We start from the raw sequence: 15,584 nt of genomic DNA, 5'->3' as shown, positions 1-15,584 counted from the left end.
GGGGCACGCCCGCGGTCCAAGATGACGACCCCTCCGTCGCCGTGTGACGGCGACACCTCCCCGGCAAAGCCGGGGAGGACATGGTGTGACGCACTGCGAGCGGCAGGGCAAGCCATCGGGGGAGTTTTACGGTAGTGTGACGGCCAGAAGACAAAGAAGCCGAAGTGGTCGTCGAACCCCTCATCGTGGCGCTGCTGCTGGCGGCAGCGCTGATGCATGCCACCTGGAACGCCATCCTCAAGGCCGATCAGTCGGATCGGCTGGCGACGTTCGGCGTGATCATGACCACCGGCACGCTGATGGGGCTCGTCGCCGCGCCGTTCCTGCCGTGGATCGAGCCGGCGGCGTGGAAGTACCTCGTGGCGTCGGTGCTGATCCATGTCCTCTACTACATCTTTCTGCTCAAGGCCTACTCGTACGGTGATCTCAGCCACACCTACCCGATTGCGCGTGGCATGGGCCCGCTGCTGGTCGCGCTGGTGTCGGGGCGTTTCATCGGCGAGCATCTGCGCGGCCAGGACATTCTGGGTGTGCTGCTGCTCAGCGCCGGGCTGATCGCGCTGGCCATACCGCTGCGCCGCGTCGTGCCGCGGCCGGGCAGCCGGCATGGGCTTGCCACGCTGTTCGCCGTCCTGACCGGTTTCACCATTGCCGCCTACATCATCGCCGACGGTCTCGGCGTGCGCAGTGCCGGGCCGACCTTCCAGCATCGGCTCGCCTACATTGCCTGGCTGTGCATCGTCGAGGGCCCCTGGCTGCTGGTGCTAGCCTTCGCGCTCAGGCCTGCGACAGTGTGGACCCACCTTCGTCGCACCTGGTGGCGCGGCGTGATCGGCGGGCTGGTCGCCAATGTCGGTTACGGAATTGCGATCTACGCCCTGGTTCTGGGGCCGATGGCACATGTGGCGGCGTTGCGTGAAACTTCCGTCCTGTTTGGCGCCCTGATAGGCACTTTGGTGCTCGGCGAACCATTCGGCGTACGCCGGGTCGCTGCGGCATTCGTGATCGTCGTGGGGCTTGTGCTGATGAACGGACCGGCGCTCTTCTAGGGCGATTTCCGGTCGGGGCGCACTCCGACCGGAAATGCGCGCCCCGGAGTCGTCGCAACAGGTATGTTCTAGCGCCATGTCAATCCGCAACCTCGACAAGCTGATGACGCCGCGCTCCATCGTGGCGATCGGGGCGAGCGCGCGCCCCGGCTCGATCGGCGCGGCGGTCACGCGCAACCTGCTGTCCAGCGGCTTCCAGGGCGACATTCACCTGGTCAATCTCAAGGGCGGCGAGATCGGCGGTCGCCCCGTGCGCAAGAGCATCGGGGAGATCGGCGTGCCCGCGGACCTCGCCGTCATCATGACGCCGGCCGAGACCGTGCCGCGCCTCGTGCTCGAGCTCGGCGAGCGCGGTACGCGGGCGGCCGTCATCATCACGTCGGGTCCGGGCGCCGGCCCCGAGGCGCGCGAGGACAATGCGCGCTGGCGCAAGCGCATCCTGCGGGCCGCGCAGCCGCACCTGCTGCGCGTCGTCGGCCCGAACTGCATCGGCTATGCCGCTCCCCGTCTCGGCCTGAACGCGAGCTTCGGGCCGCGCGGCCTGAAGGCGGGCCGGGTCGCCGCCGTGGCGCAATCGGGCGCGGTGCTGGCCGGGCTCGCCGACTGGGGTACCGCGCAGAACATCGGCTTCTCGCACCTCATTTCGATGGGCGACATGGCCGACGTCGATTTCGGCGACGTGCTCGACATGCTGGGGCGCGACTACGAGACACGCGCCGTGCTGATGTATGTCGAGGGCATCACGCATGCCCGCAAGTTCATGTCGGCGGCGCGTAGCGTGGCGCGGGTCAAGCCGGTGATCGTTCTGAAGGCCGGTCGCCATGCCGCGGCGGCCAAGGCCGCAGCCTCGCACACTGGATCCATGGCAGGCTCGGTCGCGGTCTACGATGCGGCGTTCGCGCGCGCCGGGCTGGTCGGCGTGCGCGGGCTCGGCGAGCTGTTCGACGCCGCCGAGACGCTGGGCCACGCCATCCTGCCCCGCAACGAGCGGCTCGCGATCCTGACCAATGGCGGCGGCATGGGGATCATCGCCACCGACCTGCTGATCGACGAAGGCGGCGACCTTGCGGCGCTGCAACCCCGCACCATCATGGCGCTGGACAAGCAGCTGCCGCGCTCGTGGTCGCGCGACAATCCGGTCGACATCGTGGGCGACGCCGACGGCGCGCGCTACGCCGCGACGGTCGACGCGCTGGCCGACGACCGCACGGTCGGCGCCATCCTGGCGATGAACGTGCCGACGACGCTCACGTCGTCCGTCGAGGTGGCGCGCGCCATAGTCGCCGCGCCGGGACGCAAGGCGGTGCCGCTGATCGGCTGCTGGGTCGGCGGCCCGCAGGCACAGGAGGGGCGCCAGGTGCTGCACGAGGCCGGCATCCCGGCCTACGATACGCCGCTGCGCGCCGTGCGCGGATTCATGCATGTCGTCCAGTATCGTCGCGGCCAGCGCGCGCTGCAGCGCACGCCGCCGTCGGTGCCCGAGGTGCGATCCGACACGCAGCTGGTGCGCGCCGTCGTCGAGGGCGCCCTCGCCGAGAAGCGCACCGTGCTGACAGAGCCGGAAGCCAAGCGCGTGCTGGCGGCCTATGGCATTCCCGTGGTGCCGACCGAGGTCGTGCTCGATGCGGCGGAGGCCGCGGCGGCCGCGGTCCGCATCGGCTTCCCGGTCGCGGTGAAGATCCTGTCGCGCGAGATCACCCACAAGAGCGATGTCGGCGGCGTCGCGCTCGATCTCGACTCGGAGCAGGCGGTCGTCGAGGCGGTGCGGGCGATTCACGACAAGGCGTGCACGGCGGCGCCCGGTGCCCGCATCGACGGCTACGTGATCCAGCCGATGATCAAGCGGCCGCACGCCGTGGAGCTGATCCTGGGCGCCGCGGAGGATCCGGTTTTCGGGCCGATCCTGCTGGTCGGACATGGTGGCGTGGCGGCCGAGGTGATCGACGACAAGGTGCTTGCCTTGCCGCCGCTCGATCCCGTGCTGGCGGAGGATGCACTGTCGCGCACGCGGGTCGATCGCCTGCTGCGCGGCTATCGCGATCGCCGGCCGGCGGCTCGCGATGCCGTCGCCGACGCGATGGTTCGCCTGTCGCAGCTGATCGCCGATGTCGGCGAGATCGCCGAGCTCGACGTCAATCCGCTGCTGGCCGATGCCGAGGGCGTGATCGCCCTCGATGCGCGCATCGTCGTCGCGCGGCCCGTCGCCGGCCAGGAGCGGGGCGCCCGCTTTGCCATCCGGCCCTACCCCGTGGAGCTCGACACCGAGATCAGCCATCGCGGGCAGACCCTGCGCATCCGTCCGATCCGGCCCGACGACGAACCGCTGATCCAGTCCTTCACGCGTCGTCTCGCGCCGGAAGACGTGCGCATGCGCTTCTTCGGCCCGATCCGCGAGCTGACGCACGAGATGGCCGCGCGGCTGACTCAGATCGACTACGATCGCGAGATGGCGTTCCTGCTGCTCGACGGGCAGGAGCTGCAAGGCGTGGGACGGCTGGCCGCGGACCCCGGCTTCGAGGAGGCGGAGTTCGCCCTGGTCGTCGCGTCCGACAGGCAGGGCCGCGGCTATGGCCGGCTGCTGCTGGAGCACGTGCTGCACTACGCCAAGGCGCGCGGCGTCGTGCGCGTGGTCGGCTACGTGCTGCGCGAGAATCACAAGATGCTCGATCTTGCCAAGGGGCTGGGATTCCAGCGCCAGTCAGGGCGGGTGGGACAACCGGATATTCGCGTGGTCAAGGAGACCGCAACGCTGTAGATTGCGGCGAGAATTGGTCGGCAGGCCAAGGCGTTACGGCCGAGCGCTGAGATGGCGTCGAAGAAGAACAGAAACAGGAAGGCTGGCACGAGGAAGAAGGGCAGGCGGAAGGTCGTCCCGGCGACGGGCTGGCGTGCGGGCCTGCATCACAAGCTTGCGGCCGTCGGCGCCTGGATCGAGGCCCATCGCTGGCACTCGGTGATTGCCGGGCTGATCCTGCTGTTCGCGGCCAGCCTGGTCGGCGGCTACTGGATTGCCGAGCGGTTCGACGACCGCGACAGCGCTCACATGGTGCGCGACACGCTCGAGGAGATGAGGCGCGCCGCGCCGACCGATGCGCCGCCGCGGTACGCCCGCATCGAGGATCTGCCCGATCTTCCCAAGTACACCGAGGTCGAGCCGGGAAAGCCTCGGAGGACGCTGGAAGAGAAGCCGCGCGCTGCGCGGCCACAGCTTGCTGCGCTTGCGCCCGGATCTGAGAGGCAAGGATCGGAGAAACCCGCCAAGGAGGCCTGGCGGCGCAATGCGGTACCGTTCCGCGACCTCAATAGCCGTCCGCTGGTCGCCATCGTGATCGACGATGTCGGGCTCGACCGCCCGCGCTCACGGCGCGCCTGGGAGCTGCCGGGGCCGCTGACGCTGTCGTTCCTGCCCTACGCCAGGAACCTGCCCGAGCAGACGCGGGCGGCGCGCGCCAGGGGACACGAGCTGATGCTGCATCTGCCGATGGAGCCCGGCGGGCGCAACGATCCCGGACCGAACGCGCTCCTGGTGTCGCTGCCCGACGCCGACCTGCGCCAGCGCACCACGGCGGCGCTCGACAGCTTCGACGGGTACGTCGGCGTCAACAATCACATGGGCAGCCGCTTCACCGCCTTCCGGCCCGGCATGGAGATGGCGCTGCGCCAGTTCAAGGGACGTGGGTTGATGTTCCTCGACTCACGCACGTCGCCGCAATCGGTCGGCGATCAGGTGGCGCAAGAGATCGGCCTGCCCAGTATCACCCGCCACGTCTTTCTCGACGACGAGGAATCGCTCGACGCGGTGCGCCGCCGGCTCGCCGAGACCGAGGCCGTCGCGCGCCGCCAGGGCTTCGTGGTGGCGATCGGCCATCCGCACGAATTGACGCTGCAGGCGCTCGCCGAATGGCTGCCGACGGTGCAGGCCAAGGGCCTCGCGCTCGCCCCGGCGACCGCAGTGCTGCGCAAGCGCAATGGCTGGGAGTGATTTCATGTTCCTCCCCGGCTCCGCCGGGGAGGTGTCGCCGTCATTCAGCGCCGGAGGGGACATGGCTGGTAGCGCGCCACTCATAGGCGCTAACTTTGGCCGGTCCAGCAAAGTCCTCATCCTGAGGAGGTCGCGTAGCGACCGTCTCGAAGGATGCGCGACAGACCAGATCGCTGGAATAGCGGTGTTGCAACATCGGATTTGTTGCCGACCAAAGGGCGAAGGTTACTTCGCCCGAATCGAGACGCGGCCTCCAGGCCGCTCCTCAGGGTGAGGTCCCTTTGTAAGTTAAGTTAGCGCCTATGATCGCGCCACTCCGATGGCGCTCATGCGATGTATAGTCAGCAGGCAGAGCGCCATCGGAGTGGCGCGTTCCCAGCCCATGACGCGCCTTTTCCGGCAAGGCTGAATTGACTTCACGCTAGTACGGCGTCACCCAGCTCGTCTCGAGCGCTGCCTCGATGCGGCGGTGCCGCGCCTTGATGACATCCACCGGCACGGCGCTGACGAAGGCGTAGAAGGTCTTGCTGCGGATCGCATCGATCACCCGCTCGCCGACCAGCTTGGGGTCGATGCCGGTCCGCGCCAGGCGCTCCCCCATGACCGCTTCCGCGCTTGGACGCAGCTCCGGGCCGCCCATGTGATCGGGGCGGTGGCGTGCGCCTTGCGCCAAGTTGGTGGCGATCGGACCCGGGCACAGTGCGGTCACGCCGACGTTGGTCCCCTCGAGCTCGTGCTCCAGCGCCTCCGTCAGCGACAGCACGGCGTACTTGCTCATCGAGTACGGACCCTGATTGGTGCCGCGGCGGTTCTGGGTGGCGGCGACCGAGGCCGTGTTGACGACGTGCCCGGCCTCGCCGTGCTTCAGGATCGCCGGCACGAAGTGGCGGATGCCGTGGATGACGCCCCAGACATTGACGCCGAGGACGAAGTTCCAGTCGGTCACCGGCACGTCGACCAGCCGGGTGCCGTGCATCGGCACGCCGGCATTGTTGCAGGCGATGTGGAGCCTGCCGAAGCGGCGTTCCGCCTCGGCCAGCGCGGCGATCACCGACTGCTCCTGGGTGACGTCGATCCTGAGTGGCAGCACCTGCTTGTTGGTGCCGGACAGCCGGTGCGCGGCCTGTTCGACCGCGTCCTTCTCGATGTCGGCCAACACGACGTTGGCGCCGGCTTCGGCCAGTGCCGTGGCGATGCCGAGGCCGATGCCGGAGGCGGCGCCGGTGACGATGGCTGTCTTGCCGGAAAACTCCATGCTCATGACCTCCAGAGGCGCCGCGGCGCGATCGTTGCGTCGCCCATGCTAGGTGCTGGGAGCGCGCCACTCCAGTGGCGCTCATGGCTTATGCGGTGTGTGATCCATAAGAAGAGCGCCACCGGAGTGACGCGCTAAAGTGACGCGCTCCCAGCGCATGACCCTTCACCGCAACCGCGCCCGCCGGCCAACAAACAGGATCAGCGGAATCGCGAGCGCCGAGGCCAGCGTGTAGAAGCCGAAGGCGTTGATGTAGCCCAGCATCGAGGCTTGCCGGCCGATCTCCTTCGATAGCCTGGCGAGGCCGCCGAGCGTCTCGTGGTCCCACGCGCCGGTGACCCAGGGCAGCGCCAGGCTGCGGTTGAAGGGGTTCATCATCTCGATCAGGCGGCTGTAGTTGGCGCTGGTGGCGCGCACGATCTCGGCGACGCAAATCGAGATGAAGAAGCTCGAGCCGATGTTGCGCAGCAGGTGGTAGACCGCTGTGCCTTCGGCGAGGTTGGCCGAGCTGATGGTTGAGAAGGTGGCCAGGGTCAGCGGCACCCAGATCACGCCGATGGCGATACCCTGCACCAAGCTGTTGGCCATCAGCGTGGCGGCGTCGACATTGAGGTCGATGGCCATCAACCACAGGCCGGAGATGGTCTGCAAGGCGAAGCCGCCGATCAGGCCGATGCGCGGGTCCATGCGGCCCACGAAGATGGCCAGGAAGAAGCCGATGGTGGCGCCGACGCCGCGAGCGGCGATGATCTCGCCGATCAGCGAGTCGGGATAGCCGGCATGCTGCTGCAGGAGCGGCGGCAGCAGCACCATCGGCGTGAAGTTCAGCATGCCGTAGATCAGCACCAGAACGAGGCCAAGCGCATAATTGCGATCGAGCAGCAGGCGCAGGTTCAGGAACGGCCGCTCGACGGTGAGGCTGTGGGCCACGAACACCCAGAAGGCGACAGCCGCCACGAAGGTCTCGATGATGATCTCGCCCGAGTCGAACCAGTCGAGGCGCTGGCCGCGCGACAGCACGAGCTGGACGCCGGATATGGCAATCGACAGTGACAGGAACCCCGTCCAATCGAGCGAGACCCGGCCGGTCGGCCGGTCGCGCGGCAGGGTGAGGCGCAGGCCGATGAAGGACAGGAAGCCCACGGGCACGACCATGTAGAAGGCCCAGCGCCAGCTGTAGAGCTCCGACAGCATGCCGCCCACTGTCGGGCCGATCACCGGGCCGATAACGACGGCCATGCCGAAGATCGAGGTCACGAGGCCCTGCAGGCGCCTGGGGAAGGTGTCGAGCAGGATGGTCTGGGAAAGCGGGATGACCGGCGCGCCCAGCGCCCCCTGTAGCACCCGCCACAGGATCAGCGTCTCGAGCGAGTCGGCCAGGCCGCACATCAGGGTCGTGAAGGTGAAGGCGAAGACCGCCCAGATCATGGTCTCGCGCCGGCCGAAGCGGGCCGCCAGCCAGCCCGTCATCGGCGTCATCACGGCCGTGGCCAGAATGTTGAAGGTCATTGCCCAGGCAATCTCGTCCTGGGTCGCCGACATGGTGCCCTGCATCTGCGGCAGCAGGGTCGAGGCGATCAGTAGGGTGGTGGCGTAGAGGGTCGAGCCCAGCACCACCATGACCAGGATGAGCACCCGCCGGCCGAGCGAGAAGGCTTCGGCCGGGTTGACGGGGGCCGAAATCTCGGCAGTGGCACTTGAACTCATAGCCGTGACTATTGTAGCCTATGCAACAATGTTGGACCAGAGCCCGGTTGGGCCAGAGAACGACGGCTACATCGGCTACATGGTGTCCGATGTGGCGAGGCTGATGCGCACCGTGTTCGATCGCCGGGTCCGCGACCTCGGCCTGACGCGCGCCCAGTGGCTGGTCCTGACCCGCCTCTACCGGCGGCCCGGCGCCAGCCAGACGGAGCTGGCCAATATGCTGGAGGTCGATCGCGCCAGCGCTGGCCGCATGATCGACCGCATGGAGCGCGCGGGGTGGGTCGAACGGCGCGCCGATGAGGTCGATCGTCGGATCAATCGTCTGTTTCTCACGGCGGTGGCCAAGCGCGCCCATGCCGACATGTGGCAGATCGCGGTGGCGACGGTCGACGATGCCCTCTCGGCGCTGACGCCCGAGGAGCGGCTGCTATTCACCGACCTGACCGGCCGCGTGAAGGGCCGGCTTCAGGCGCTCGCCGGGGCGGCGGCATGAGCCGCCGGCCGGTCAAGCTGACGCGCCTCGCGCTGCTGGTCGTCGTGCCTGTTGCCGCGGTCGTCGCCGGCGGATTCTGGTGGTTGTCGGGCGGCCGTTATGTCGGCACCGACAATGCCTATGTGAAGGCGCACATCGTCCAGATCGCCCCGGAAATCTCCGGACAGGTGAGGCGGGTGCCGGTGCACGATCACCAGACGGTAAGCGCGGGCCAGACCCTCATGACGATCGAATCGCGGCCCTTCCGCCTTGCGCTCGACAGCGCCGAGGCCGAGCTCGACGCGGCGCGCCTGCATGTCGAGAACCTGCGCGGCGCCTGGCGCGAGGCGGTGAGCGAGTTGGCCGACGCCGAGGCACGCGCTGCCTATTTCCAGCTTCAGTGGAAGCGCCAGGAAGAGCTGGCGGCCAAGGGCGTGGCCTCGGCGAGCAAGCGCGACGAGGCGCTGAACGAGGCGCGCGCCGCCGCCGACCGGGTGGCAACCGTGCGCGAGAAGATTCGGCGCTTGCTGACCGCCTTGAGTGGCGATCCGGAACTGCCGGCCGACCAGCATGCCATGGTGCGCGACAAGATGGCGGCACGCGAGCGCGCCGCGCTCGACCTTGCCCGCACCACCGTGCGCGCCCCGGTCGACGGCGTGGTGGTGAACCTGCGGGTGCAGCAGGGCGAGCAGGTCAAGGCGGCGACGCCGCTGTTTGCTCTGGTGGTGACCAGCCGGCCGTGGATCGAGGCGAACTTCAAGGAGACCGAGCTCACCCACGTGCGGGTCGGCCAGAAGGCGACGGTGGTGCTCGACACCTACCCCGATGCCACCTGGGAAGCGGTCGTCGAGAGCCTGAGCCCGGCGACCGGCGCGGAGTTCGCCCTGCTGCCGCCGCAGAACGCCAGCGGCAACTGGGTCAAGGTGGTGCAGCGCCTGCCGGTCAAGCTGCGCCTTATGCCGCATGTCGGCGAGCCGTCGCTGCGCGCCGGCATGACTGCCACGGTCAAGATCGACACCGAGCGGCAGCGCCGCATCGGCGACGTCGCCCAGATTCTTTTCGGCCGCGGCGGCGAGGCGATGGCGCAGCAGAACAAGTAGGACTCATGCGGACCGCGGGCGTCCCGTCCGCTCATAATTCTGAGCGGGCTGGACGCCCGCGGTCCGGAAGATCTACTGCCCGCAGTTGAAGGTGATCTTGCGCGGCGAGAAGGTCGGCAGCTTCTGCGGCACGTCCTTGGGCCAGGTGCGGGGCCACGAGCCGTCGGCCAAATGCTTCTCGACGATCGGCAGCAGCAGGTTGAAGGCGATCCAGCCGCGCAGCTTGCCGCCGGCGTAGTTGGTGTGCACGGCGTCGACGAACAGGTCGGGATTTAGCGGCGTCCGGCTGGCGAGATCGATGAAGTGTGCGCCATGTCCCTTGGCGTAGTTCGCGAGCACTCGATTCTGGAACCGGGCCAGCCGCTCCAGGTCGCGATAGCGGTAGGGGTAGTTGGTCACATTGAGCTGCTGGATGATGTATTTGTGCCGCACCGGATCGAGCACCAGCCCGTCCCTGACCATCCAGGGAAACGAGACGACGGCGAAGTCACTGCCGACCAGGGCGGCGGACAGGCGAATGTCGTCGAGGTCGTGCAGGATGACGTTCAGATTGACCGGCAACGCCGGATAGTTGGGGTCGGGATTCTGCTCGTCGAGGCCATGCGGCCACACCACCTTGTAGTGGGGCTTGGGCCATTCCTTGCCCTCGTCGGTCGCTTGGGCGGCGCCGATGGCCGCCTGGACGCGGCCGAGCAGCGCCGAGTAGCGTGAGGCTGTTTGCAGCCAGCTCCTGGCGGTTTCCGCCTGCTTCGGACGCGGCGCCGACGACGGCGGCCGGTCGGCCGTGACCGAGTCGAGGCGGAACTGGTTGCCGCCCTCGAAGTAGACGATCAGGTCGGGGCGCAGCGGCATGACCTCGGTGCGCACGATCTCGGCTATGTCGGTCGACGCGATGCTTTCGCGGCCGGCATTGAGCACCTCGAAACGGACCGGCAGGCCCTTTGCCTTCGCCCAGACGTTGAGCCAGTAGCCGGCATATTCCGGCCAGGAATAGGGCAGGTGCGGCATGTCGAGCGTGGTCGAGGCGCCGACGAAGACGATGCGAATCGTCTTGTCGCCGCGCGGCTCCTCGATCGGTGCACCGCGCCAGCCGATCTGGTTGGTTACCAGCCCGTGCGGCATCGTGGCGTTGGGCAGGAAGCGATAGGGTGGCCGGGCCGAATCGTCGGGCGGGTCGTAGAGATAAAGGTGCCCGGGCGCGTGGTGGAGATGGCGGTGCTTGCAAGGATCGCCGGCGAACCGGGCGTTCCAGGCGCGGAAGGCGTCGGGGGCGCGGAAGTCCATCCCGCCCACCGGGTTGTCCTCGATCTGGCGGTAGAGTTTCCGCCACTCCTCGGGAACCTGGCCGCGGTTCGGCAGCGGCGGCGGCTCGCTGATGAACCACGCCTTGTCGACGCCCGGCGCCGTCGGGATGTCGTCGATCAGTGACGAGCTGACCGAGGTGGTGCCGGTCGGCACGCTGAGCGGGGTCGCGAACATCTCGTAGCCGTCGACCCAGCGCACGATGCCCTCGGCGATGACGATGCTGACGACCGTCGACAGCAGGATCAGCAGCAGGTTCTTCAGTGTTTGCAGGGCAGCCTCGTCGGTCGGTCGGTCGATCAGCAGCCTTTGCCCTGATCGCGGCAGAGACCATCCAGAAGGGAGGTGATCTCCGGCAGCATGCCCTTGGCAAAATACGCGTCGGCCTTCCCGTTGGGGTGGGGGTCAGGCACCGTGACCCAAAGCGTGCGCGGATCGACCGATTCCACCGAGGGGAGCAAATCGACGAACGGCACCTTGTCGCGTTCGATCACCGCGCGGACCTTGTCGGTGATGTCGCCGAACGGATAGGGTTTGAGCTCGCGCAGCTCGGGAATGTTGAACACGATCAGCTTTGCCCCGGTCTGTCGCGCCTCGGCGGCGAAGTTTCCCAGTGCCTTCCTGGTTTCCTCCCAGCCGGCGGCATTCGGCGCGTAGAGGTCCCGATAGTACTTCTTCCAGTCCGGCGTTTCTCCGAACGTGCGGGAAACCGTGTCGAGCCGATAGCGCAGGACGTTCCAGCCAGCCGAGTTCCTGTCCAGCCAGGTGGTGTCGAGATAGAGCGGCATCGGCTCGGCATCGTTGATGAAATAGGCCAGCACGATGATGTCGGGCTTGAGGCGCGCTCCGACCTTGCGATAGAGCGCGAGCTCCTGGGTGGTGTTGTAGTTGCCGACGCCCAGGTTGAAACCGTCCACCTTGCGGCCGGCCTTGGTCAGGGCATCGAGGACGCGGTTGGCGAAGGTTTCCTGCTCGGCAACGCCCCAGCCCAGGGTGATCGAATCGCCGACGAAGGCGATGCGCGCCACGCCCGGCTTGGCGGGCTGGTCGATCTCCGGCGACCTCAGCCCGAGCGAATTGGTTCGGACCGACACCCCCATCAATTGCTGCTGGGCACCGGAGCGGTGGCGATGACCGATATCCGGCTGCGGATCGCGCACCTTCACGTCGGTGGCATACTTCCACATCTCCAGCTCGTAGAGCATGCCATCGTCAAGGAACACGCGTGTAAGGCCCTCGAAGCTTAGCAGGCACAAAGCCAGGACCGCGACGAGCAGCAGCCCATTCCTGATAACTTTCATTGATTCACTCGGCGGTTACTGCGCTCGAACTCGCAATCGACATCTCCTCCACGGCGCCGCCCTGGCAGCGTCGGACACGACAGGCCGGTGCGGGCCGGTCAGCTGGGAGACCTCTACCGCTCGTCGGATCAGCCGGTGCGGTTACCGCGCGCGCTTTTCTTTGTCCAGAGGACAGGTTTGCGCGCTAAGTCTCATGTGATGGCTCATCGGGGGCCAGCCGGGGGGAGATTGCCAGCACGCGCGGCGCATACCACGGGCTGTAAAATGGCGGTGGTGTGTCGAAGAGCGTTAGTGGCTGGGAGCGCGCCCCTCATAGGCGCCAACTTAACTTACAAAGGGACCTCACCCTGAGGAGCGGCCTGGAGGCCGCGTCTCGAAGGGTCGGCAACAAATCCGATGTTGCAACACCGCTATTCCAGCGATCTGGTCTGTCGCGCATCCTTCGAGACGGTCGCTACGCGACCTCCTCAGGATGAGGACTTTGCTGGACCGCCCAAAGTTAGCGCCTATGAGCGCGCCACTCCCGTGGCGCGATCATCTTCCAAACGCACAGAAGACGCGTCACTGGAGTGGCGCGCCCCCAGCGCAGTTTCAAAGGAGGGAACGTGAAGAAGCTGGTGAACGACCCGCGGCGGGTGGTGCGGGAGATGCTCGAGGGCGTGTGCGACCTCGACCCCGGGCTGGCCCTGCTGGCCGACCACGACGTGGTCCTGCGTGCCGAGCTGCCGCCCACGGATGGGCGCCCGGTGGCCGTGATCTCGGGCGGCGGCTCGGGGCACGAGCCGGCGCACGCGGGCTATGTCGGCCCCGGATTGCTGACGGCAGCGGTCGCCGGCGACGTCTTCACATCGCCGAGCGTCGATTCGGTCCTTGCCGGCATCCGCGCCGCCGCCGGGCCGGCCGGGGCGGTCCTGATCGTCAAGAACTATACCGGCGACCGGTTGAATTTCGGCCTTGCCGCCGAGCTGGCGCGGGCCGAGGGGATCCCGGTGGAGATCGTCATTGTCGCCGACGACGTGGCGCTCAGCGATACCGTGCCACGCGAGCGCCGCCGCGGCATTGCCGGGACCGTGCTGGTCCACAAGATCGCCGGCGCGGCGGCCGCAGCCGGGTGCGGCGTCGGCGAGGTCGCCAGGCTGGCCCGCGCGGGCGCGGCCGACCTCGGCAGCATGGGCGTTGCCCTGGGCGCCTGCACTGTCCCGGCGGTCGGCCGCCCGGGGTTCACGCTGGGCGAGGACGAGATCGAGATTGGCCTTGGCATCCACGGCGAGCAGGGCATCGCGCGCTCCGCCATGGTGTCTGCCGACACTCTGGTCGATCGCCTCCTCGAGGCCATCCTGGCGGACCTCGGCCTGACGGCCGGTGCGGCCGTGGCGCTGCTGGTGAACGGCCTGGGCGGCACGCCCGCGATGGAGCTGGCGATCATCGCGCGTCGGGCGCTGGCGTCGTTGCGCGGGCGTGGCCTGCGGGTCGAGCGCGCCTGGCAGGGGTCGTTGCTGACGGCGCTCGAGATGCCCGGCTGCTCGCTGTCGGTCCTGAAACTCGATCCGGAACGGCTGGCCCTGCTCGATGCGCCGGCAGTGTCCCCAGCCTGGCCCGGCAACGGCCGGGTCGGGGCGGCCAGGCGGGTGGTTGCGGCGGCCGAGGCGACGCCGGAATCTGCCAGGGCGGCGGGGCCGCAAAGCCAGCGGCTGCAAGCGATCGCGCAAGCCGTCGCCGCGGCCCTGGAACGCGCCGAGCCGATCCTGACCGATCTCGACGCCCGGGCGGGCGACGGCGATCTGGGGCTCGGCATGACGCGCGGCGCCGTAGCGATCCAGGCCCTCGACTTTGCAGCCTTCGCCGATGCCCCGACGGCGTTGCGCAGCATTGGCGAGGCGCTGCGGCGCGCCATCGGCGGCAGCTCGGGACCCTTCTATGCGGTCGGCCTGCTGCGCGCCGCGCGGGATCTTCCGGCCGAACCCGGGATGAACGACTGGGGAAGAGCCTTCAGGGCGGGCATCGAGGCGATCGCCGAGCTTGGTGGCGCCAAGGCGGGCGACTGCACCATGCTCGACGCGCTGCTGCCGGCCATCTACGCCTTCGACGCGGCAGCGGATAGCGCGGCCAGTGCGCTCGCCGCCGCGGCCGCGGCGGCCGAAGCCGGCGCCGCGGCCACCGCCGCGCTGCGCCCGCGACTCGGCAGGTCAAGTTACCTCGGCGACCGTGCAATCGGCGTTGCCGACGGCGGAGCGACGGCCGTCGCGATCTGGCTGCGGGCGCTCGCTTCGGGCTTCAATGACGGGGCTGAAGCGGAAGCGTCTTAGGCTGAAGCGTCAAAGGATGACTTCACGCTGAGGCTCATATCTTATCATGCTTAGCGCAGCGAAGGATCTCATCGCCAGAGATTCCAGGCACACTATAGCCGCTGGCGATGAGATCCTTCTGTGCGGCGGCTCCTAAGGGTGAGGGTTCGACTGGAACCAATGCCGCTTAGGCCGCAGACGTGGTGATGCCCTGGGCCACGTGGGCGGCGTAGTGGAAGTCGCGGATCTGGATGATCGACCCATCTTTCCATTCCAGCAGGATGAAGTTGGCCGGTGCCCCCGATGTGTCATGAGTCCGATGCAGCAGAACAGCCGGCCGGCCTTCGACGAACCCGACTGACAGGAGCCAGTCCGACCGGGCGCCGTAGTTGGTGAAGTAATGCGAAACGCTGGACTTGCCACGGCGGACCAGACGGCCGACCAGCTCCAGCCGCACGTCTTCCGCCAGCATGTCGCGCACGGCATCGAAGTCGCCTGCATTGAAGCGGTCGACGTATCGCGCCAGCCGTTCGTGTTCGCGGTCGGTCAGGATCAGCGCCGCGTCGGTGTCGGCGGAATCGCTCAAGGCCTTCAATCGCGTGCGGCCGCGATGCAGGGCCGCCTTCACCGCTGGGACCGTCACCTCGATGATCTCGCCGATTTCGCTCAAGGAGTAGCCGATCACGTCCATCAGGATGACGCTGCTGCGCTCGGCCGGCGATAGCTTCATGAAGGGGCGCAAGCCCATTGCCGCGACCTGGCGCCGGGCGACCTCGTCCCCGGGATCGGCGATATCCTCCCCCGGTTGGCTGGCGACGACCGCTTCGAGGCGCACCCGGCTGCGGAGAAAATCGAGCGCAGCGTTGTGCGCGATCCGGAAGAGCCAGGCCTCGGGATTGGCGATCGAGCCGTCGCCGGGGAACGCTTGCATCGCCTTCAGCAGGGCATCCTGCACGATGTCCTCGCCGTCGATCGCCGAGCCCGCCATCCGCGCACAATAGCGATGGAGCTTCGGTCTCAGGGCCTGGGCAATCTCCTCGAAGCCAGGCGGCTTCTGACCTGTTGCCTGCACGACATTCCTCCGCAGATCGACACGCATCGCCCCTTCGACGTCCGGCGTCGGTGAAAGGA

11 protein-coding genes are annotated in these 15,584 nt (G+C 68.0%); 6 read left to right on the top strand and 5 right to left on the bottom strand.

Annotated features, from left to right (window positions below):
* Positions 1-164 precede the first annotated feature (164 nt).
* From AB7O82_RS05490 to AB7O82_RS05480, 3 genes are all read left to right on the top strand, one after another.
* Complete coding sequence (locus AB7O82_RS05490) at positions 165-1,049, top strand: EamA family transporter (RefSeq protein WP_428545654.1); 885 nt, start codon at positions 165-167, stop codon at positions 1,047-1,049.
* 76 nt (positions 1,050-1,125) lie between these two features.
* The gene (locus AB7O82_RS05485) at positions 1,126-3,804 is read left to right on the top strand and encodes a GNAT family N-acetyltransferase (protein WP_428545657.1); all 2,679 of its coding nucleotides are present in this window, start codon (positions 1,126-1,128) and stop codon (positions 3,802-3,804) included.
* A gap of 51 nt (positions 3,805-3,855) precedes the next feature.
* A complete protein-coding gene (locus AB7O82_RS05480; RefSeq protein ID WP_428545660.1) occupies positions 3,856-5,031 on the top strand; it encodes a divergent polysaccharide deacetylase family protein in 1,176 nt (391 codons plus the stop codon).
* A 421-nt stretch (positions 5,032-5,452) separates the two neighbouring features.
* Here the strand turns inward: AB7O82_RS05480 and AB7O82_RS05475 are convergent, their stop codons facing one another.
* Positions 5,453-6,286: an SDR family NAD(P)-dependent oxidoreductase gene (locus tag AB7O82_RS05475; RefSeq protein WP_428618845.1), complete on the bottom strand. Its 834-nt coding sequence runs from the start codon at positions 6,284-6,286 to the stop codon at positions 5,453-5,455.
* Between the two features lie 165 nt (positions 6,287-6,451).
* The gene (locus tag AB7O82_RS05470) at positions 6,452-7,993 is read right to left on the bottom strand and encodes a DHA2 family efflux MFS transporter permease subunit (RefSeq protein ID WP_428545664.1); all 1,542 of its coding nucleotides are present in this window, start codon (positions 7,991-7,993) and stop codon (positions 6,452-6,454) included.
* Between the two features lie 28 nt (positions 7,994-8,021).
* Between AB7O82_RS05470 and AB7O82_RS05465 the strand changes: the two genes are divergently transcribed.
* Both AB7O82_RS05465 and AB7O82_RS05460 read left to right on the top strand, forming a co-directional pair.
* Complete coding sequence (locus AB7O82_RS05465) at positions 8,022-8,486, top strand: MarR family winged helix-turn-helix transcriptional regulator (RefSeq protein WP_428545667.1); 465 nt, start codon at positions 8,022-8,024, stop codon at positions 8,484-8,486.
* Positions 8,483-9,565, top strand: a complete 1,083-nt coding sequence (locus AB7O82_RS05460; RefSeq protein ID WP_428618842.1) for an HlyD family secretion protein — start codon at positions 8,483-8,485, stop codon at positions 9,563-9,565. Before AB7O82_RS05465 ends, AB7O82_RS05460 begins: the two co-directional genes overlap by 4 nt.
* A gap of 72 nt (positions 9,566-9,637) precedes the next feature.
* On the opposite strand, the gene AB7O82_RS05455 is transcribed toward AB7O82_RS05460, so the two are convergent.
* Together AB7O82_RS05455 and AB7O82_RS05450 are read right to left on the bottom strand one after the other, a co-directional pair.
* Positions 9,638-11,068 carry a hypothetical protein gene (locus AB7O82_RS05455; protein ID WP_428545673.1) on the bottom strand — a complete coding sequence of 477 codons (1,431 nt, stop codon included), beginning with the start codon at positions 11,066-11,068 and terminating at the stop codon, positions 9,638-9,640.
* 98 nt (positions 11,069-11,166) lie between these two features.
* Entirely contained in the window at positions 11,167-12,168 is a 1,002-nt protein-coding gene (locus tag AB7O82_RS05450) for an SGNH/GDSL hydrolase family protein (protein ID WP_428545676.1), read from the bottom strand.
* A gap of 605 nt (positions 12,169-12,773) precedes the next feature.
* Between AB7O82_RS05450 and AB7O82_RS05445 the strand changes: the two genes are divergently transcribed.
* Complete coding sequence (locus AB7O82_RS05445) at positions 12,774-14,474, top strand: dihydroxyacetone kinase family protein (RefSeq protein ID WP_428545679.1); 1,701 nt, start codon at positions 12,774-12,776, stop codon at positions 14,472-14,474.
* Positions 14,475-14,640: 166 nt separating this feature from the next.
* Here the strand turns inward: AB7O82_RS05445 and AB7O82_RS05440 are convergent, their stop codons facing one another.
* Complete coding sequence (locus AB7O82_RS05440) at positions 14,641-15,552, bottom strand: sigma-70 family RNA polymerase sigma factor (protein ID WP_428618840.1); 912 nt, start codon at positions 15,550-15,552, stop codon at positions 14,641-14,643.
* Positions 15,553-15,584: the final 32 nt, after the last annotated feature.

Origin of the sequence: Reyranella sp., assembly GCF_050185545.1 — a bacterium.
In the GTDB taxonomy this organism is placed as follows: domain Bacteria; phylum Pseudomonadota; class Alphaproteobacteria; order Reyranellales; family Reyranellaceae; genus Reyranella.
Note: the sequence above shows the minus strand (reverse complement) of the source record. Positions and strands in the feature narration are given on the sequence as shown.

Coding starts and splice junctions, on each gene's coding strand:
- AB7O82_RS05485 (WP_428545657.1), top strand. CDS start 1,126: ATGTCAATCCGCAACCTCGACAAGCTGATGACGCCGCGCTCCATCGTG.
- AB7O82_RS05480 (WP_428545660.1), top strand. CDS start 3,856: ATGGCGTCGAAGAAGAACAGAAACAGGAAGGCTGGCACGAGGAAGAAG.
- AB7O82_RS05475 (WP_428618845.1), bottom strand. CDS start 6,286: ATGGAGTTTTCCGGCAAGACAGCCATCGTCACCGGCGCCGCCTCCGGC.
- AB7O82_RS05470 (WP_428545664.1), bottom strand. CDS start 7,993: ATGAGTTCAAGTGCCACTGCCGAGATTTCGGCCCCCGTCAACCCGGCC.
- AB7O82_RS05465 (WP_428545667.1), top strand. CDS start 8,022: ATGTTGGACCAGAGCCCGGTTGGGCCAGAGAACGACGGCTACATCGGC.
- AB7O82_RS05460 (WP_428618842.1), top strand. CDS start 8,483: ATGAGCCGCCGGCCGGTCAAGCTGACGCGCCTCGCGCTGCTGGTCGTC.
- AB7O82_RS05450 (WP_428545676.1), bottom strand. CDS start 12,168: ATGAAAGTTATCAGGAATGGGCTGCTGCTCGTCGCGGTCCTGGCTTTG.
- AB7O82_RS05440 (WP_428618840.1), bottom strand. CDS start 15,552: ATGCGTGTCGATCTGCGGAGGAATGTCGTGCAGGCAACAGGTCAGAAG.